17 protein-coding genes are annotated in these 18,177 nt (G+C 56.9%); 14 read left to right on the forward strand and 3 right to left on the reverse strand.

Translation table 11 applies throughout. The features are described 5' to 3' along the window. The coding region (locus ACR0K1_RS24685; protein WP_480852195.1) for a hypothetical protein at positions 1-182 on the reverse strand (182 nt) is incomplete at its 3' end. Between the two features lie 171 nt (positions 183-353). After that, complete coding sequence (locus ACR0K1_RS24690; protein WP_480852196.1) at positions 354-1,271, reverse strand: LysR family transcriptional regulator; 918 nt, start codon at positions 1,269-1,271, stop codon at positions 354-356. A 105-nt stretch (positions 1,272-1,376) separates the two neighbouring features. On the opposite strand from ACR0K1_RS24690, the gene ACR0K1_RS24695 reads away from it, so the two are divergent. Further along, a complete protein-coding gene (locus ACR0K1_RS24695; RefSeq protein ID WP_480852197.1) occupies positions 1,377-2,462 on the forward strand; it encodes an alpha/beta hydrolase in 1,086 nt (361 codons plus the stop codon). Beyond that, entirely contained in the window at positions 2,462-3,436 is a 975-nt protein-coding gene (locus ACR0K1_RS24700) for a hypothetical protein (protein WP_480852198.1), read from the forward strand. Before ACR0K1_RS24695 ends, ACR0K1_RS24700 begins: the two co-directional genes overlap by 1 nt. A 423-nt stretch (positions 3,437-3,859) precedes the next feature. Here ACR0K1_RS24700 and ACR0K1_RS24705 read toward each other — a convergent pair whose 3' ends face one another. Beyond that, positions 3,860-4,696 carry a helix-turn-helix domain-containing protein gene (locus ACR0K1_RS24705; RefSeq protein ID WP_480852199.1) on the reverse strand — a complete coding sequence of 279 codons (837 nt, stop codon included), beginning with the start codon at positions 4,694-4,696 and terminating at the stop codon, positions 3,860-3,862. A 230-nt stretch (positions 4,697-4,926) separates the two neighbouring features. Between ACR0K1_RS24705 and ACR0K1_RS24710 the strand changes: the two genes are divergently transcribed. From ACR0K1_RS24710 to fghA, 12 genes are all read left to right on the forward strand, one after another. Then, complete coding sequence (locus tag ACR0K1_RS24710) at positions 4,927-5,982, forward strand: Rieske 2Fe-2S domain-containing protein (RefSeq protein ID WP_480852200.1); 1,056 nt, start codon at positions 4,927-4,929, stop codon at positions 5,980-5,982. 15 nt (positions 5,983-5,997) lie between these two features. Then, positions 5,998-6,960 carry a PDR/VanB family oxidoreductase gene (locus tag ACR0K1_RS24715; protein WP_480852201.1) on the forward strand — a complete coding sequence of 321 codons (963 nt, stop codon included), beginning with the start codon at positions 5,998-6,000 and terminating at the stop codon, positions 6,958-6,960. Positions 6,961-6,988: 28 nt separating this feature from the next. Continuing rightward, positions 6,989-8,020, forward strand: a complete 1,032-nt coding sequence (locus ACR0K1_RS24720; RefSeq protein ID WP_170592384.1) for a BMP family lipoprotein — start codon at positions 6,989-6,991, stop codon at positions 8,018-8,020. An 86-nt stretch (positions 8,021-8,106) separates the two neighbouring features. Continuing rightward, positions 8,107-9,633 (forward strand): ABC transporter ATP-binding protein, encoded by a 1,527-nt coding sequence (locus ACR0K1_RS24725; protein ID WP_480852202.1) that lies wholly within the window; start codon positions 8,107-8,109, stop codon positions 9,631-9,633. Further along, entirely contained in the window at positions 9,630-10,745 is a 1,116-nt protein-coding gene (locus ACR0K1_RS24730) for an ABC transporter permease (protein WP_480852203.1), read from the forward strand. The genes ACR0K1_RS24725 and ACR0K1_RS24730 overlap by 4 nt, the downstream gene beginning before the upstream one ends. Beyond that, on the forward strand, positions 10,738-11,667 hold the full coding sequence (locus ACR0K1_RS24735) for an ABC transporter permease (protein ID WP_480852204.1): 930 nt from the start codon (positions 10,738-10,740) through the stop codon (positions 11,665-11,667). Before ACR0K1_RS24730 ends, ACR0K1_RS24735 begins: the two co-directional genes overlap by 8 nt. A 21-nt stretch (positions 11,668-11,688) precedes the next feature. Further along, a complete protein-coding gene (locus ACR0K1_RS24740) occupies positions 11,689-12,597 on the forward strand; it encodes an aromatic ring-hydroxylating dioxygenase subunit alpha (RefSeq protein ID WP_480852205.1) in 909 nt (302 codons plus the stop codon). 25 nt (positions 12,598-12,622) lie between these two features. Then, positions 12,623-13,480 (forward strand): aromatic ring-hydroxylating dioxygenase subunit alpha, encoded by an 858-nt coding sequence (locus tag ACR0K1_RS24745; RefSeq protein WP_480852206.1) that lies wholly within the window; start codon positions 12,623-12,625, stop codon positions 13,478-13,480. 22 nt (positions 13,481-13,502) lie between these two features. Beyond that, complete coding sequence (locus ACR0K1_RS24750; protein WP_480852207.1) at positions 13,503-15,230, forward strand: Rieske 2Fe-2S domain-containing protein; 1,728 nt, start codon at positions 13,503-13,505, stop codon at positions 15,228-15,230. 8 nt (positions 15,231-15,238) lie between these two features. After that, positions 15,239-15,907, forward strand: a complete 669-nt coding sequence (locus ACR0K1_RS24755; protein ID WP_170592406.1) for a glutathione S-transferase family protein — start codon at positions 15,239-15,241, stop codon at positions 15,905-15,907. A gap of 119 nt (positions 15,908-16,026) precedes the next feature. Further along, positions 16,027-17,139 carry an S-(hydroxymethyl)glutathione dehydrogenase/class III alcohol dehydrogenase gene (locus tag ACR0K1_RS24760; RefSeq protein ID WP_480852209.1) on the forward strand — a complete coding sequence of 371 codons (1,113 nt, stop codon included), beginning with the start codon at positions 16,027-16,029 and terminating at the stop codon, positions 17,137-17,139. A 3-nt stretch (positions 17,140-17,142) separates the two neighbouring features. Next, positions 17,143-17,967: an S-formylglutathione hydrolase gene (gene fghA / locus ACR0K1_RS24765; RefSeq protein ID WP_480852208.1), complete on the forward strand. Its 825-nt coding sequence runs from the start codon at positions 17,143-17,145 to the stop codon at positions 17,965-17,967. The last annotated feature ends 210 nt before the right edge of the window (positions 17,968-18,177 follow it).

Here is an 18,177-nt window from a genome sequence, read left to right on the forward strand (position 1 = left end):
AAACAGGCCGGACAGACGAAGGTACTGACAAAATACCCGCAAACATCACCAAAAAACTCTTGCAATGCAGGAGCCACCCACAGATGCCGTTCGACCTTGGTCACTTTCTCTGCGGTGCGGCCCGCCAAAGCTGCCGTTCGCTGCAATCGCAAAGCTGGAAAGTAGACGATGATCAGGAGCACGGCTCTGGGCAGAGATGTAACAGTAACGATCGATGTTGTAGCTCAGCCCACTAAAACAGCCATAGCGGGATTGTGGATTTGTTAGGACCCAAGAGCGGCTGGTGATTTGAATGGCTTCTCCGTGCTTCGAAGTTCTCACGCCCAAACCATCATCACGGCTCGAACATCTGGTCAGTTGGACGTGGTGATCTCCAATGCCTGTTCCCTCAGCCAGTTGACCGCCGGGTTGAAGCGGCTGCGCTCGTGACGGATAAGGTAATAGGGGAACCCGCTACTCGGCAGAAACGGAGCTGAACAAAGAGAGGTCAATTTCTGGACTTGTTTTGCCAGCCGTTTGGGGACAGCTGCAACCGCATCCGTCTGTCCGACAAGGAAAGGCAGAGTGGTGAAGTAAGGCTGTTGGAAAACCGCGTTCGAGTCGTTTCTATCTTCCCGCATGATCGTATCCGGTTTCAAGCCTGTGGTGCCCGGAAAACTGAACTCGATTAACCGGTAAGGCGACACGTCTTGCGGAGTAAGGGCCCGTTTTGACGCTTCGTGTTCCTCAAGCGGGTGGCCTTGGCGGAAAAGAACTTCGTAGGTTTCATCAAATAGCTTCTGAATAAGCAAATCGTCCCTGGCGTCCAAATCCGCGTATAAAAGCAGATCAATTGCCCCTTTTTCCAAGTCGCTAAAGCTCTGCGGCACCAGTGGCGAGACATCAAACCTTAATGCTGGTGCGACAACGGCAAAGACCTCCATTATGGGTCCCAGGACTGCCGCAACGCCGTAATCTGTCGAGGCGATGCGATAGCAATGGTTGGACTGTGCCGGATCAAAAGTGGATGGCCTGAAGACATCCGCAATCGCCGACAATGCAGCATCGACAGGGTCATCCAGGCCCAGAGCATGATCCGTTAACTTGTATCCCGACTGCGTTCGGATCAGCACCGGATCTCCTATCAGGTCGCGTACCCGGGCGAGTATTCGACTGGCGGCGGGCTGGCTGATCCCCAGATGCATGGCCGTGCGTGTCACGCTGCTTGTGCGAAGCAGGAGCTGCAGGAACCGTAGAGTCCGCACATCCAGAGAAGTTAGGGCATCATTCATTTTTTGTATGACCATCATGCTATCTGCGTCATCCCAATTATGCCTGTCACGAGCTAACTGACAAGCGAAGCCTAACAGGGCACCCCCCAATCGGGCGTTTTGTCCATGACCTTTTGGCGTGGCACCCATCAAACTGAATACGAAAGGACAGCAGCAGTGATTACACGACGCATGTTCAACTCAACCGCGATTGCAACATCCATGACCGGAGCATTCGCCGTCCGGCCCAGCACTGCGGAGGCATCCGGTGACGTAGATCAATCGGCACTTGGATCTTACGATGCTGAAACAGTGTCCTTTGACAGCTCTGGGGAAACCCTTGTTGGAAAACTGTTGAGACCTGCTTCGGAAGGACCTCACCCGGCAGTTGTGATCATCGGACCTGTCGCTTTCGTCAAGGAACAATCACCGGTGCAATATGCAACCCGCTTGGCAGCGCGCGGGCTGGCTGTTCTGATATTCGACCCGCGCTATCACGGAGAAAGTTCAGGCGCGCCCCGACGCTATGAGTCTGGCGAAGCCAAGGTTGAAGACTGTCAGGCTGCCCTCGGATTTCTCGCCAAACAGGAAGAAATTGACGCAAATCGACTTCATCTTCTCGGGATTTGCCAGGGCGTCAACTGGGCGATTGAAACCGCGGTGATAGATGATCGCGTAGCCTCTCTCGGGGTTGTCGCAGGACATTATCTGACTGCGGAAACCGCCAGAATGTACCTTGGCAGTGATGCCGCAGTTGAAGCGCGTATGGAGCGCGCGACCAAAGCAGCAGCCGATTTCGAAAAAACAGGGGAAGCCAGCTACATTCCAATTGTCGGCTCTGAGGATGCCCTTCTGACGGCGACAGCCATCGCAGACTGGTACCTGCCTTGGGACAACAGGGCCCCTTGGCTGACTTTCAAAGGGGGTTGGGAAAACCGCATCACCGCGATGAGCGAAGCGGGCATCTGGGGCTGGCGGATCGACGAAACAGCCCCACAACTGAGCCTGCCCGTATTAATGATCCACGGCGACAGAGCTGCAAGCGGTAAGGACATTCCGCGCCGCATTTTTGAAGACATCGCGTCAGAGCAGAAGACGCTTCATTGGATCGACGATGCCAACCAGCTTCAGTTTTACGAAGACCCACTAACTATTGACGCTGCCGTCGCGGCACTGGCCGCGCACTTTCTGGCCTTCAGTCAAAGCATCTGATGCAGACCGCTTGGTTCATTGTGGCCGCCCCAGAGCAGTCATCGCAGGGAAAAAGGGCTGCAACGTCGAAACGCAGCTACACAGGAGAATTATTTGAGATGAAAGTTTTTTCGCTACTGGTTGCCTGCGCTGTAGCCTGCCCTGCTGTCGCCGAACAAAAGTTGCCGCCCTTTACCGAGGCCGTTTTGCCTATGGGGAACGCTATCTATGCCGTGTCGATTGGACCAGGTGGGCCAGGTGAAGAGTTCGGCTCAGACGCCACCAATGGCGGGCTATACAAGCTCACTCCTGACGGTGCGACCGAAGAAATCGAACTCTCGGATGGGCAAGGCCTGCGCAACCCGACCGGAATGGTGCGTTCTGGCAACCAGATTGTCATCGTGGATGGCAATGAGGTCATTTCTACCACGCCGGATGGCACAATAAACTGGCGGCAGGCCCTTAGTGAGGAAGGCGTTTTTCTCTACGATATCGAAGCTATTGACGAAAACACCCTTCTCGTGAGTGATTTCGGGCGCGGCGCATTCCTATCCGTCGCAACCCAAACCGGGCAAATCCAACCTTACCTCGGTGATCTGCGTATCAATGGACTTGCTCGCTTTGCAATCGCTGAAACAGGAATTTACGCAGTATCCTGGGGCAGCGATGATGCATGGGACAGCGCTTTATTTTGGGTTCCGCATTTAGACAGCGGGGATACTGCTGTGACTGTTTCAAACGGTTTTGGTAACTTGGAATCCGTTGAAATTATCAACGACACAGTTGTAGTCGGAGGTTATCGAGGTCACGAGGACTACCCGAATGCGAAGCTCATGCGCATTGAAACTGACGGGGGCATTCTTCCACTGGACGCCGGATCTCATTCGCGCGGGATTTCCGATATTTTCTTCGATGGGTCCTCAATATGGCTGACTTACTTCTATGACGCGTCCTATGCAGTGTTGTCCTCTCAGACGGCACAAAATCTCGACTAAAAGGCGCACGTACTCTGGTTTCCATGGTGCAAGGCTTCCGCATGTACCATATGCACCGAGAGCTATCTTTCGGCCCTAATCGGTCACTCGTTGGGTCCTTGACACACTGTGTTTGCAATCAGATATTCCAGACATTCGCTGCAGCTGCACAGTTTCAAGTTTATTTGACATCCTTAGGATTGAAACCAGCTAATATATCAGTGTCTTGCGGGTGAAACCCCTGAACTGTCGAACTGGGAAAACTCGGTGTCTGTTCGATGAAAACTCGCGAACATTGAGGATAAGGATCGGTCGGGTCAGAGCCGGCGCAACGATCATGGTAACAACCTTGGTGCTTTCAAGTACTGTCGTCTTCCACGTTACATATGTCTTTTATTTCAACAAATGCCGAGTTGAACGAAGAATCTATCATTAGCCTGTCAATCAAAAAAAGAACTCTTCGACGGAACTATCCATTTCACTTGACTGTACAAACCCCATCTCGCGGCGAATTTGGCTGGGGGTGATGCCAAATCGTAATTTCAGGCTTCTGGAAAAATGAGACACGCTTTTAAAACCGCACTCAAATGCGATTTGCGCGTGACTGAGGCGCGTGTGAACCAACAATTGCCGCGCTCTGGCCGCGCGTATCTGCCAGAGGTATTTCCCCGGCGTAATACCTATGGTCGTCTTGAAGGAAGCAATCAGGTGCTGCGGAGACATTTCGACATGTCGCGCTACGGCATTTACCTCGACGGTTTCGTCGCTGATATTGTCGTCCATGAACCGTTTGGCTATTAAAACGCGCACAGGCATTTTCTTTTCGGACTGATCCTGACGCGCTTCCAGCAGAAAAGCGCGAAATACCGACAGGCCGATTGCGTTGCGTAGGCTGTTCAGGTCGGCTGATGAGGCATGTCCAGTACTCACTCCGATGCGTTGCAACCTTTTGAGCCGCTCTGAAATCGGGATTGGTTCGAAATGCGTGATCTGCGCCTCGAATGCTGTCGGGTCCAGGTCCGGGAGGAATCCCTCGCACCAGCTTACGGTTGTACTCTCTCCTCTGAGATAGTCGAATTCGAACCGTTTGCGTCCAGCGAGAATACCGACCTGACCGGATCGGACGGTTACACTCCCAGCATCCGAGCGCATCGTGCAACTGCCGCTTTCGATGACAATCACCGAGAGATAGGGGCGCATGATCGGGCCGAAAAGGCCGCCCTTTTCATAGGTCATCCCCCCGAAAGAGTAGCCCCGGATCTGATTGATGAGTTGGTCCATGTGCCAGGTGCCGCGACTCGGATTAACGATTAGAAGGATGCAACCACCAGTCTGAATGCAGGTGGCGTTGCCAGTTTAGAAAACATGCATGAAATATGACGGTTTTATTCATTACAGTCAATTTCAGATGATTTTCCGTCATTTATTTATTGATTTCGAGCAAACACAGTGTGGGTGTTATCACCATCAGCCACCTGCGGAAAATACACCGCCAGCCCGGAGTGCCAGCCATGTTTCAGTCCGTAAATCACTCAAAATTCGCAAGTGATTTGCCGCGCAATTGCACCTTTGACGAAACCGATTGGCGCATTCTGCGCAAATTTTGGCATCCCATCGCTTATGCGCATGAAATTCAGGATGAACCTGTAAAGGCGCGGCTGCTGGATGTCGATTTGGTCGTTTACCGGACGTCTCAAGGCGTGTCGGTTGCGCACGACATCTGTCCCCATCGCGGAACCCGGCTGAGCGCAGGCTGGGTTCGCGACGATAACTTGGTTTGTCCGATGCACGGGCTGTGTTTCGATCATTCTGGCCAGTGCACCAAGATTCCCTCGATGCCGCACCAGAATGCGAAGATTCCGGCCAAGATGCGACTCTACTCCGTTCTGAGCGAAGAGAGATACGGCATCGTGTGGGCTTGCCTGAGCGGGGAACCCAACTGGACTCTGCCAACGTGGGAAATGCTGGACGACCCCAACATCAAGCTGAACTTCATTCCGTCCGGCACCTGGATGGCTGCAGCCAGCCGACATGTCGAAAACTTCAACGATCTGGCGCATTTTCCATTCGTACATGGCGAAACGTTCGGAAATGAAATACCCGCGCCGCTGCCGCTGTATAAGGTTTATGAAACGGATTACGGGCTGACCTTTGACATGCCTTATCTGGAAGGTGGGAATCGTTTTCCGGATGGGGTGGATGCTGATGATCGCCAGGTGGTCTACACCTACGAACTGACCTTCCCGTTCAGCACCGCCATCTACATCAAGCCGATCGACAGCGATTATGTGCAGATCATTGCAGACACGGTCTGCCCGGTTTCGGCGCATGAATCGAAGCTGTTCCAGATCATCACTGACAATACCGAAGAGCCGGACGCAGAGTATCTGGTCAAAGAATCCTCTCAGATCAACGAAGAGGATAAACCGCTTGTCGAAGGCCAGCACCCCGAAGATCTGCCACTGGATCTGAGCGAGGAAATGCACATTCCTGCGGACCGGATTTCCATGGATTACCGGCGTGCGCTGGTCAAGAAATTCGGCCTCGGCGCTCCGATCGCAAGTTAACCAGAAAGAGCAACGATGACGGTCGCCCTTATCAAGGTGGAAATCAGGGAAAAGTCGGTTCTGGCCCACGATATTGCCGGGCTGGAACTGGTGGCAGCGGATGGTAAGTCCTTGCCTGCATTCACCGCCGGATCCCATATCGATATCCACCTGAATAACGGCGTGGTCCGTCAGTATTCCCTGTGCAACGACCCATCCGAGACAGACCGCTATTGCCTGGGCGTGCTGCGAGAAACCGACGGCAGGGGCGGCTCTGAAGCCGTGCACAATCTGGATGTCGGCCAACGGGTCGAGATCAGCGAGCCCCGCAACCATTTTGCTCTGTCGGACAAGGCCGAGCATTCCTTGCTGATCGCAGGCGGCATCGGCATCACGCCGATCCTGTCGATGGCGCGGGCACTGAATGCGAAAGGTGCGTCGTTTGAATTGCACTACTGCGCCCGAACCAAAGTACGCATGGCCTTTCGCGAGGATCTGCTGGCCTCGGAATTCTCGGATCGGGTGCATCTGCATTTCGACGACGGGGCCGAGGATCAGAAATTCAATGTCGCGGAGCTGAGCCACACCCCGGACGCGGGAACGCATCTGTATGTATGCGGTCCGACCGGGTTCATGCATGCGGTGCTGGACGCGGCCCACAAAGGTTGGCCGTTCGAGGCTGTTCATCGTGAGTATTTCGCGGTCGATCCACCTGCAACGGATGGCGATGACCAACCATTCAAGATCAAGATCGCCAGCACTGGCCAGATCGTCGACATCCCGGCGGACAGCGCCGCCATCGATGTGCTGGAAGAGATGGGATTCGACATCCCCAAATCATGTGAGCAGGGCATCTGCGGCACCTGCATCACCAAAGTCCTCGAAGGTACTCCGGATCACCGGGACTACGTGCTGACAGATGAAGAACACGCAGAAAACAACCAGATGACGGTGTGCTGTTCAAGGGCGCATTCGGACCTACTGGTACTGGATTTATGACATCCACAAACAACAGGGAACGAAAGCAATGCGAAAAAGAACATTTCTGAAATCCGCCAGCGTGCTGACTTTCGGGCTGGGTACGTTTCTGGCCTCGACTCAATTCGCCGCCGCCGAAAACCCCGAGGATCTGAACATCGCCATCATCCTGTCGGCGGGTATCGAATCCAGCTGGGACGGTACACTCATCCAGTCGCTGGAGCGTGTGAAGGCCGAAAAGCCGCATGATTTGGATATCAGCTGGCAGTATACCGATCCGCTCTGGGGCGATGACGCAGGCGATGCGATGCGCCTGTTCGCCGAGTCGGGTGAATATGACATCATCTGGGCGCATTCGACCTATTCCGATCAGGTGAAAAAGCTGAAGGATGAGTTTCCTGAAATCATGTTTGTCGTGGTGGGTTCAGGCAATGAAGGTTTGGGGGGCAACCAGTACTGGGTCTACAAACGCGTGCATGAATCAGCCTATGCGCTGGGAATTCTTGCAGGCAATCTGACTGGTTCCAACACGTTGGGTGTTGTCGGCACCTATCCCGCCGATGACATTAACGACCTGATCAATGCCTTTTTCGCGGGGGCCAAATCGGTCAATCCCGAAATCAAACAAAAGGTCGCCTTTATCGAAAGCTGGTATGATCCGGGCAAGGCCTCAGAAATGACCTCGGCGCAAATCTCAACCGGCGCGGATATCATTTACCAGCTGGCCGGAAATTTTCAGCCCTGCGAAGAGGCCGGTATTCTTTGCTTCTCGAACTTTGGAGACGACCATCACTATTCGCCGTCCACGATCCTGTCCAGTTCATTGGCGAACTGGGACCCGGACGTGAAATGGGTCGTTGATGAATGGTGGGCCAACAAGGCCGATGGCAAGCCGTTCGAGGGCAATACCGAGATCATCTGGCGCGGCATGGCAGAAGGCGGCACCAGCATCGCCCCCTACTATGATCTGGCTGACAAGGTCCCGGACGATGTGCAGGCACAGGTCCAGACCGCACTGGACGATATCGCATCGGGCGCGCTGACGGTCGAACTCGACGTATCGCCGCCCAAGTCCGATTGAACGGCTTACAGTTTGTGAACCCGCCCCGGGTGCAATGCCTGCACCGGGATAGGCAAGGACAGCCAGCCCAAATGATGGGAAAGCCAATGTCTCCGATTTTAAGAACAGTGAACCTGACCAAACGGTTTCCCGGCGTGATCGCGAACGAAGACGTGAATTTCGATCTCGTCGCAGGGGAAATTCACTGCCTGTTCGGAGAGAACGGGGCCGGAAAATCGACGCTGTCGTCCTGCCTGTTCGGGTTCTATCAGCCCGAAGGCGGCGGTCTGGAGTTGCGCGGCGAACCGGTCAAGTTCCGCTCGCCCCGCGATGCGATCCGTGCGGGGATCGGCATGGTGCACCAGCATTTCGTGCTGGTGCCCGATTTCACCGTGCTGGAAAACATCGTTGTCGGAACGCATGAAAACGGCTGGAAGCTCAATTTGGATGAGGCGCGTGCGCGCGTCGCGGACCTGTGCCGGGAATACGAAATCGATCTGGACCCTGACGCGGTGGTGCGTGACCTTGCGGTGGGGCAGCAGCAGTGGGTTGAAATCCTCAAAGCGCTGTATCTGGGCGCCGAAATTCTGATATTGGACGAACCCTCGGCGGTGCTGACGCCCGAGGAGTCCATTCGCCTGTTCCGCATCATCAACCATATGAAGGAGCTCGGCCTGTCGATTGTGCTGATCAGTCACAAAATGGTCGAAGTGATGCAGTCCGACCGGGTGACCGTCCTGCGCAAGGGCAAAGTGGTCAATACCGTCCGGCCCGGTGACGTGACCCCCAAAGAACTGACCCGCATGATGGTCGGCCGCGATGTCGAGTTGCGCGTGATCCGGGATCGCTCGGCCAAAGAGGCGGCAGTACCGGAAACTGTTCTGATTGTTGACAACGTGAGCTATCGCGACAACCGGGAAAATCTGGCTTTGGATCAGGTCAGCCTGACCATCGGCAAGGGCGAGATACTGGGGCTGGCCGGGGTGTCCGGCAACGGGCAGAAGGAGTTGTTCGAAATTCTATCGGGCATCCTGATCCCCGAAAGCGGCAACGTGACGCTTGCGGGTGAACGGATCGAAGGGTTGCCGTCCCGCCATTATATGGATCGCGGTGTGGGTCTGGTGCCCGACGACCGCTTCCGTGAGGGGCTGATCCCCGAGTTCGACATTCAGGAAAACATGATCCTGGGCTGGCAGCGCCATGACGACTACACCCAGGGGCCTTTTCTGAACCAGAAACAGATCGGTACCATCGCCGAAGGTCTGATCGACGAGTTTCAGATAAAAACGCCATCCGCCACTACTCCGGTTAACCACCTGTCTGGCGGCAACGCACAAAAAGTCATTCTTGCGCGCGAATTCGTGCATTCGAACAAGCTTTTGCTGGCCAATCAGCCGACGCGGGGGCTGGATCTGGGCGTGATTGAATATGTCTACAAGCAGATCATCGCAAAACGCGATGAAGGCTATGCCGTGCTGATGGCCTCGGAAGAACTGGAAGACCTGCTGAACCTGTCGGATCGCATCGCGGTGATCTCGGGTGGCCGGATCACCGGCGTGGTCGACCCCGAAAACACATCCATCGAAGAGATTGGCCTGCTAATGGCCGGTGAGAGAAAGGAGGCTGCGGAATGACCTCCATCGAACGCGATACCGGGGCACCACGCCCAATCACCCGGATTAGGATCGAACCCCGCGTGAACCGCAAACCGATCTGGACGTTCTCCATGTATCTGGCGGCGGCCCTGTTCGGGCTGATGCTGTCGGCACTTTTGCTCTGGACCAGCGGCGCGGATGTGATCAAGGCCTTCTCGGCCCTGCTGAACGGCGGTTTTGGCAGCCAGAAGGCGCTTGTCGCAACGCTGGCCAAGGCGACGCCGCTGATCCTGACCGGATTGGCGACCGTGGTGGCGTTCCGCGCCCAAGTCTGGAGCATCGGGCAGGAAGGTCAGGTCTATGCGGGTGCGATGGGGGCCTATACCGGCTATCTGATGCTGGCTGGTCTGCCGCCTGCCTTGTACATCGCCGGCATCATCCTGTGCGGCATGTTCGGCGGGGCGGTTCTGGGCGCATTGGCGGCGATCCTGAAAGACCGGTTCGACGTGAACGAGATCATCTCGACCGTCATGATGAACTATCTGATCGTGTTCCTTCTGTCGTATCTGATTGGCGGCGGACCCTGGACCGAGGTGTCGACCTCGGTCGTTTATCAGCAAACCGCGCCTATCAGCGAGGCCGCTCAATTGCCTGCTTTGTTCGGCAGCAGCAAGCTGCATCTGGGTTTTGCTTTTGCCATTGTCGCGGCGCTGGTCTGCTACATTGTTCTGGACAAGACCCCGCTGGGCTATGAAATCCGCGCCATGGGCTACAACCCGGTGGCACTTGCCTATCGCGGCACCAATATCGGGCGCACCATCGTGCTGGTGATGATCCTCAGCGGCGCGATTGCCGGGCTGGCGGGCGTGTCGGAAATCTTTGGAACTGCGCACAGGCTCCGGTCCGACACGCTGTTCAACCTCGGTTATACCGGCATCATCATCGGCATGATCGGCGGCCTGCGCCCCTTGGGCACAGTGGTGGCCGGGATCATCTTTGGCGGGCTCAGCAGTGGCGCGCTTTACATGAAACTTCTGGCGCAGGTACCGGCGGCGCTTGTACCGGCGATGGAGGGCATTCTGATGCTGACCTTCCTGTGTGCCGGCGTGGCCGCCCGCTACAAGATCGTGAGGGTCCAGACCGATGAGTGAGTTGTTCCAGCAAACCATTCTGATCAGCATCCTTGCGGGGATGGTCCGTATCGCCACCCCGATCCTGTTCGCCGCTATCGGAGAGCTGGTGACCCAGCGCGCGGGCATCTGGAATATGGGTGTCGAGGGCACGATGCTGATGGGCGCGTTCACCGCCTACTTCGTCGCTACCGCCACCGGGTCGATCTGGCTTGCCGTCCTTATGGCTATGGTGGCCGGGGCGCTGGTCGGGCTGATCATCGCCTTTATGACCGTGACCATGCGGGTGGATCATTTCATCACCGGGCTCGCAGTCAATCTGCTGATCGCGGGCCTGACGCTCTATTGGTTCCGCATGTATATCAAGGGCCGCGCGCAGCCCACATTCGACGGGTTCGAAAACCTCCCGATCCCGGTCCTGTCTTCGATCCCCATTGTCGGAGAAATCCTGTTCGACCAGCGCCTGCTGACCTATGTCGCCTTCCTCGCCGTGCCCGCGGTCTGGTATCTGCTCTACCGCACCCGTTGGGGGTTGGAGCTGCGCTGCCTGGGAGAAAATCCTAAGGCGCTGGACATCAAGGGCCTGAGCGTTGGAGCCCGCCAATATGGCGCCGTTCTGTTCGGCAGTGTGATGACTGGGCTTGGGGGCGGCTTCCTGATGCTGGGTTTTTCGGACCGTTTTCTGGCCGACATCACCGCCGGGCGCGGCTGGCTGGCAATCGTAGCCTTGATTGCTGGTAACTGGATGCCCAAGGGCGTGCTGGCTGCCGTACTGGTCTTCGCACTGCTGGAAAGCGTGGCGACCCATGTGCAGGTGTTGGGCATCGATGTGCCGCATCAGATCTTCCTGGCGCTACCGTACCTCGCTTCAATCCTGTTGCTGATGGGCCTGCGCCGACAATCTCGCCAGCCGCAGCGCCTTGGCATCCCGTATTTCCGCTGATCCGTGAAAAGGAGAGCATTCATGACACCCGCAACTTGCACCGACCCGGTTGTTCTGGAGAACTGGCATCCCCTTTCATCCGTCGACGAGATGACGGCGGGCAGTGTTCACAGCACAGTCTTGCTGGGTCAGACCCTGTCCTTTGGGATGGATGCGGATGGTCAGGCATATGTCTGGGAACCCACAGCTGACCTGGCCGAGGGGATGGCCTTCGATCCGAGCAAGATTGGGAAGGAGGTGAATTCTCAGATTGAATACGGTTATGTCTGGGCCAGTTTGGGCGACAATCCCGAACCGCTGTTTTCCTTTCCGGAATATCAGGAGGCCGACCGCCGCTTTGTGCCCACGGGCATGTTCGGCGTGAATGTCTCCGCCGGGCGCGGGGTCGAGAACTTTCTGGATATGGGTCATTTCCCATACGTTCACACAGGTATCCTGGGCGAGGAACCCCATACCGAGGTCAAGGAATATGATGTCGAGATTTCGGAAACTCGGGATGAAATTCTCGCCACGCGCTGCCGGTTCTATCAGCCGCAGGCGGCGCTGTCCTCGGACGAGGGCGCAGACGTGGAATACACCTATCGCGTGCCGCATCCGAACTGCGCCATTTTGTATAAATCCAGCCCGAATGACCCGACCCGGCGCGATGCGATCTATCTGTTCATTCAGCCGGTTGGGCCGGAAAGCATTCTGGCGCATACGGGCATGTGCATTCTGGACGATGAGAACACCTATCAGTCGATCCGCTATTTCCAGCAGGTGATCTTTGGGCAGGACAAGCCCATACTCGAAAATCAGGTGCCCAAGCGACTACCCCTGGACCCACGTGCCGAAACCCCGATCCGAGCCGACAAATCCGCCATCGCCTATCGCCGCTGGCTCAGCGGCAAGGGCCTGACCTATGGCGTGATCCCGGTCTCCAACCCCTGAACCATTCGATTACACGGAGGATACCATGACCTGCGACAACAAAATCCTGTTGAACGACTGGCATGTTGTTGCCGAGGCCGACCTGCTGGCCTTTGGCGACGTACAACAAACCGTATTGTTTGAAGAGCCGGTCTATGTGTCACGGGATGGGGATGGCAGGATCTCGGTCAGACGGAATACTGCGCAAGGACCAAAACTACCGTTGCAGGAGAAATACGGGTTCATCTGGACCTGCCTTGGCACGCCGGAACGCGACATCATTCATGTCCCCGAAGCCTTTGAAACTGATCGCTATCTGATTAGTGGCGGCTCGTTCGGGGTCAAGGTTTCGGGTCTTCGCGTGGTCGAGAACTTCCTCGACATGGGCCACTTCCCATTTGTTCACACCGGCTGGTTGGGTGAGGAACCACATACCGAGGTGCAACCCTATGAGGTGGAACTGACCAAAGATGACGAGATCATCGCGTCGGAATGCTACTTCTATCAGCCGCAAGCCTCACCCACGGCCGAGGGAGGGATCATGGTGGAATACACCTATCGCGTTTACCGGCCCTATACGGTGGCTCTGTATAAAACCAACCCGACCTATCCCGACCGCAACGACTATATCGTGCTGTTCATTCAGCCGGTCGGGCCCGAGGAATGCATCGTTCACCCCTATCTCTGCTACGTCAAGGACGGGATGGAAGAGGACACGCTGCGCTGGTTCATGCAGCTGATCTTTGCGCAGGACAAACCGATCCTGGAAAACCAGATCCCGCGCAAGCTGCCGCTTGATCCACGGGCCGAAACTCCCATTCGTGCGGACAAAGTCGCCATTCTTTATCGCCGCTGGCTGAGGGACCACGAGGTCACCTTTGGCACGCTTCCAGCAGTCGCCTAAGCCGGCGCAGAAAGGACATTAAATGACTACGGAACTTCATTCGCAATGGATCCCCATCGCCTCAAGCTCGGATCTGCCGCTGCGCCATGTGTATCAGGCCAAGCTGCTGGGGCGGGAATTCGCCGTGTGGCGTGCCGATGACGGCTATGTCAACATCTGGGAAAATCGCTGCCTGCACCGCGGTGTGCGATTGTCGATTGGCATAAATGACGGGCGCGAGCTGAAATGCCAGTATCACGGCTGGCGCTACGCCAACCGCACGGCGGGCTGTACCTATATCCCGGCGCACCCGGCGGACGCTCCGGCGCGGACTATCTGCAACAACACTTACCCGGCGCACGAGGCGCATGGTCTAGTCTGGTGCGGCGAGCAGGCGGTCGGTGACATCCCGGCACTGGATGGGTTCGAAACGGCCACCGTGTTGCGCCCGATCCCGGTCAACGCGCCGCGTGATTTCGTAATCGAGGCGCTGACCGGTTACAGCTTTGCCGATGGCTGCACCGGGTCGATCAACGATGACGGGTCGGTCACGGTGACAGCCGGTGACGGCAGCGCCGTTCGGTTTTTCGTGCAGCCCTGCGACAGCGATCACAGCGTCATTCGCGGGCTCGCGAACCAGACAGCGCAGGGTGCAAAACATGTCGCGCTACTGCGTAATCACAGTCAGGCACTGAGCGCACTGCGTCGGAAGATCGAAGCCCAGGCCGCGCAACTTGAAGCCCCCCAACCGATGTCAGCTCCGATCGGGCGCGTGGCCGAGGATCTGGTCGATATCCCAGCCGTCAGCACGGACGGGCGCAAGGCCGATCTACGTGTGCAGGTTGCAGCGAAAAGCGTGACGGCCGAAGGGATTGTCAGTCTGCGGCTGGAGCCGATCACCGGCAACCGATTGCCCACCTTCCAGCCCGGCGCACATATCGACGTGCATCTCCAGAACGGGTTGGTGCGGCAATACTCGCTGACCAACGGCCCAGGCGAGACCGATCATTACACCATCGGCGTGAAACGCGAACCGGACAGCCGGGGCGGCTCGATTGCAATTCACGACAGCGTCAGTAAGGGAGATGTTCTGGCGATTTCGGCTCCGCGCAACAACTTCCCTTTACGTCGCGATGCGGTGAAAACGATTTTTGTTGCCGGGGGCATTGGAGTCACGCCACTTTTGTCGATGGCGCGAACGCTGAACAGCCAGAACCTTGGGTTCGAGTTCCACTATTTCGTCCAGTCCGACGACCACGTGGCCTTTAAACAGGCCATCGGTGAATTCGAACAGGCGGCAAACTTGCACAAGGGCCTGTCCCCAGACGAAACTGTTGCCACTTTGCGCAAGGTTCTGGCTGATCCTGGCCACGCCCGCCACATCTATATCTGTGGCCCGGGCCCAATGCTGGAAGCGGCCCGTCAGGTCGCCGCCGATTGCGGCTGGTCCGACGAGGCGGTGCATTTCGAATACTTCAAGAACACGGTCGAACTGGACGATTCCAACAGCTTCGAGATTGATCTCGCCCGCTCGGCCATGACGCTAACCGTGCCCGCAGGCCAAACCATTCTTGAGGTGCTACGCGAAAACGGGATCAACATGGGCAGCTCCTGCGAACAGGGCGCCTGCGGCACCTGCCGCTGCGGTGTGATCGAAGGCGAGGTGCTGCATCAGGACGTCTACCTGTCCGACAGCGAAAAGGACGAAGGCAAGTCGATCATGACTTGCGTCAGCCGGGCCAAATCCGACCGGCTTATTCTGGATATCTGAGGTGCATGATGATCAAGCTTTATGACTATGAACTGTCGGGCAACTGCTACAAACTGCGTCTGCTGATGTCCTTTCTGGGCATCGAATTCGAGACCGAGAAGATCGACTTCTACCCTGGCCTTCAGCACAAGTCCGATGAGTTCCTGAAGCTCAACCCGCTGGGGCAATTGCCGGTGATCGACGATGACGGGCTGGTACTGCGAGATGCGCAAGCGATACTGGTCTATCTTGCGTCGAAATATGACGGCTCGGGCAAATGGTACCCGACCGGCGACCCGGCACTGCTGGGGCAGGTGTCGCAATGGCTGGCCTTTGCCGACGGGATCACCTCGACCGCCTCGGCTGCGCGGTTGCATGACAGCCTGCTGTACCGCCATCTTGATATCGACGCGGCCCGTGCAGGCGCTCATAACCTGTTCCGAATCCTTGACGAGCACCTGTATTTCGCAGAGCTGGACGGGCAGGATTGGATTTGCCCGGGGGATCATCCGACCATCGCCGATATCGCCTGTTTCCCCTACATCATGCTCAGCGAGGATGGCGGCATATCGCGGATGGATTACCCGGCGATCCGCCGCTGGTGCGACCGGTTCAAACGCATGCCCGGCTTTGTCGTGATGTCCGGCGTCTTCCCCGCCGGGCCTGCGGCTGAAAAAGGGGCTGAACAGGCCGCGTAACCCCGGAACCCCTTTTCGCCGCATACCCGTGCGGCGAAACTCGGCGTCCGGCCCGAGATGCGACACATTTGGACCGGACGCCACCTTTTGACGAATTTCCAAGTAAGGACAAACTCATGATGAGAACCCGTGCTGCTGTTGCCCTTGCCCCCGGCAAGCCGCTTGAAGTGATGGACGTGAACCTTGAGGGCCCCCGCGCCGGAGAGGTTCTGGTTGAGATTAAGGCCACCGGCCTGTGTCACACAGATGAGTTCACCCGCTCAGGCGACGACCCCGAGGGTATCTTTCCGGCCATTCTGGGCCACGAAGGCGCCGGCGTGGTTATCGAGGTGGGTGAGGGCGTTACCTCTCTGGAAGTCGGCGATCACGTGATCCCGCTATACACGCCCGAATGCCGTAAATGCGAATACTGCCTGAACCCCAAGACCAATCTGTGCCAGTCGATCCGCGCGACGCAGGGGCAGGGCCTGCTACCCGACGGCAGCACCCGGTTCTCGATGCTGGATGGCACGCCGATCCACCACTATATGGGCTGTTCGACCTTTGCCAATCACACCGTTGTGCCCGAGATCGCGCTGGCCAAGATCCGCAAGGACGCGCCCTTTGACAAGGTCTGCTACATCGGCTGCGGCGTCACCACCGGTATCGGCGCGGTGATCAACACTGCTAAGGTAGAAATCGGTTCGCGCGGGGTGGTCTTCGGCCTCGGAGGCATTGGCCTGAACGTGATCCAGGGCCTGCGTCTGGCGGGCGCGGATCAGATCGTCGGCGTTGATCTCAATAACAGCAAGGCCGAAATGGCAAGTCAGTTCGGCATGACCAATTTCGTCAACCCGTCACAGATCGAGGGCGATCTGGTGGCGCATCTGGTCGAATTGACCAATGGTGGCGCAGACTACACATTTGATGCCACGGGAAATGTGAACGTGATGCGCACCGCGCTGGAGGCCGCACATAAGGGATGGGGTGAATCGATCATCATCGGCGTGGCACCGGCAGGAGCCGAAATCTCGACCCGCCCATTCCAGCTGGTAACGGGCCGCAGCTGGCGCGGCACGGCATTCGGCGGTGCATCGGGCCGGACGGATGTGCCCAAGATCGTCGACTGGTACATGGACGGCAAGATCGAGATCGACCCGATGATTACCCACAAGCTGACACTTGACGAGATCAATCACGGATTTGACCTGATGCATGAAGGGAAATCCATCCGCGCGGTTGTTGAGTTCTGATCCATGAAGCTGATCGAAAGCACGGCGTGTTTCGGAGGAAAGAATGAAGTCTACAGGCACACTTCGGCGGCCTGTAGCTGTGACATGACCTTCGGTATCTACCTACCGCCGCGGGCCAAAACAACGTCTGTGCCAGTCTTGTGGTATCTATCCGGCCTTACCTGCACTCATGAAAACGCCATGTCCAAGGCCGGGTTGCAACAATTTGCGGCCAAACACGGGTTGGCGCTGGTCTTCCCGGACACGTCCCCACGAGGCGAAGGTGTGGCCGATGACGAAGCTTATGATCTGGGACAGGGTGCTGGGTTTTATGTGAATGCGACGCAGGCCCCTTGGGCACCAAGTTTCCGCATGCATGACTATGTCTCGCGTGAACTGTACGCGCTGGTGTGCGGCAATTTCCCGGTTACGGAGGCACACGGCGTCACTGGCCATTCAATGGGTGGGCACGGAGCGCTTACGCTCGCGATGCACAACCCCAGACAGTACAAATCCGTCTCGGCATTTGCACCGATTGCCAACCCCACCCGGTCTGATTGGGGGCGCAAACAGCTGACGGCCTATCTGGGCGAAGATGAAACCGCGTGGCAGGATCACGATGCCAGCGCTCTGATGCAAACCCGTGGCTGGCCGCGCGATATCCTGATCGATCAGGGGGGTGATGACCAGTTCTATGAACTCCTGCGCCCGGCGGCGCTTGCTGATTCAGCCAAAGCCGCGAGGGTTGAACTGACTTATCGGGAACATAAAGGGTACAATCACAGCTATTACTTCGTCGCAAGCTTTGCCCAGGATCACGTAGAATGGCACGCAAACAGGCTGCTTTGAACTTGGCGGTTGTATTTATTCCCGCAGTTTCTCTCAAATAGAGCTTGAAACTGCATTCTAAATGAAAGTCCGCTATTCAGAAAGTCACCTTACCAGAATGATGCTGCGGCGAATGTCTCCTTTCCTGAAGGTTTTTCGATGCGGGCCGGGGTGCGAAGATGCCGCCAGGAGCTGCGTGCGGCCCGCGTTGACAAACCTCGGAAGGAGGAA

Source organism: Ruegeria sp. F5, assembly GCF_056533845.1.

Bases quoted from the DNA above. Each gene is read 5' to 3' on its own strand.
- ACR0K1_RS24690 (WP_480852196.1), bottom strand. From the start codon at position 1,271: ATGAATGATGCCCTAACTTCTCTGGATGTGCGGACTCTACGGTTCCTG.
- ACR0K1_RS24695 (WP_480852197.1), top strand. From the start codon at position 1,377: ATGACCTTTTGGCGTGGCACCCATCAAACTGAATACGAAAGGACAGCA.
- ACR0K1_RS24700 (WP_480852198.1), top strand. From the start codon at position 2,462: ATGCAGACCGCTTGGTTCATTGTGGCCGCCCCAGAGCAGTCATCGCAG.
- ACR0K1_RS24705 (WP_480852199.1), bottom strand. From the start codon at position 4,696: ATGGACCAACTCATCAATCAGATCCGGGGCTACTCTTTCGGGGGGATG.
- ACR0K1_RS24710 (WP_480852200.1), top strand. From the start codon at position 4,927: ATGTTTCAGTCCGTAAATCACTCAAAATTCGCAAGTGATTTGCCGCGC.
- ACR0K1_RS24715 (WP_480852201.1), top strand. From the start codon at position 5,998: ATGACGGTCGCCCTTATCAAGGTGGAAATCAGGGAAAAGTCGGTTCTG.
- ACR0K1_RS24720 (WP_170592384.1), top strand. From the start codon at position 6,989: ATGCGAAAAAGAACATTTCTGAAATCCGCCAGCGTGCTGACTTTCGGG.
- ACR0K1_RS24725 (WP_480852202.1), top strand. From the start codon at position 8,107: ATGTCTCCGATTTTAAGAACAGTGAACCTGACCAAACGGTTTCCCGGC.
- ACR0K1_RS24730 (WP_480852203.1), top strand. From the start codon at position 9,630: ATGACCTCCATCGAACGCGATACCGGGGCACCACGCCCAATCACCCGG.
- ACR0K1_RS24735 (WP_480852204.1), top strand. From the start codon at position 10,738: ATGAGTGAGTTGTTCCAGCAAACCATTCTGATCAGCATCCTTGCGGGG.
- ACR0K1_RS24740 (WP_480852205.1), top strand. From the start codon at position 11,689: ATGACACCCGCAACTTGCACCGACCCGGTTGTTCTGGAGAACTGGCAT.
- ACR0K1_RS24745 (WP_480852206.1), top strand. From the start codon at position 12,623: ATGACCTGCGACAACAAAATCCTGTTGAACGACTGGCATGTTGTTGCC.
- ACR0K1_RS24750 (WP_480852207.1), top strand. From the start codon at position 13,503: ATGACTACGGAACTTCATTCGCAATGGATCCCCATCGCCTCAAGCTCG.
- ACR0K1_RS24755 (WP_170592406.1), top strand. From the start codon at position 15,239: ATGATCAAGCTTTATGACTATGAACTGTCGGGCAACTGCTACAAACTG.
- ACR0K1_RS24760 (WP_480852209.1), top strand. From the start codon at position 16,027: ATGAGAACCCGTGCTGCTGTTGCCCTTGCCCCCGGCAAGCCGCTTGAA.
- fghA (WP_480852208.1), top strand. From the start codon at position 17,143: ATGAAGCTGATCGAAAGCACGGCGTGTTTCGGAGGAAAGAATGAAGTC.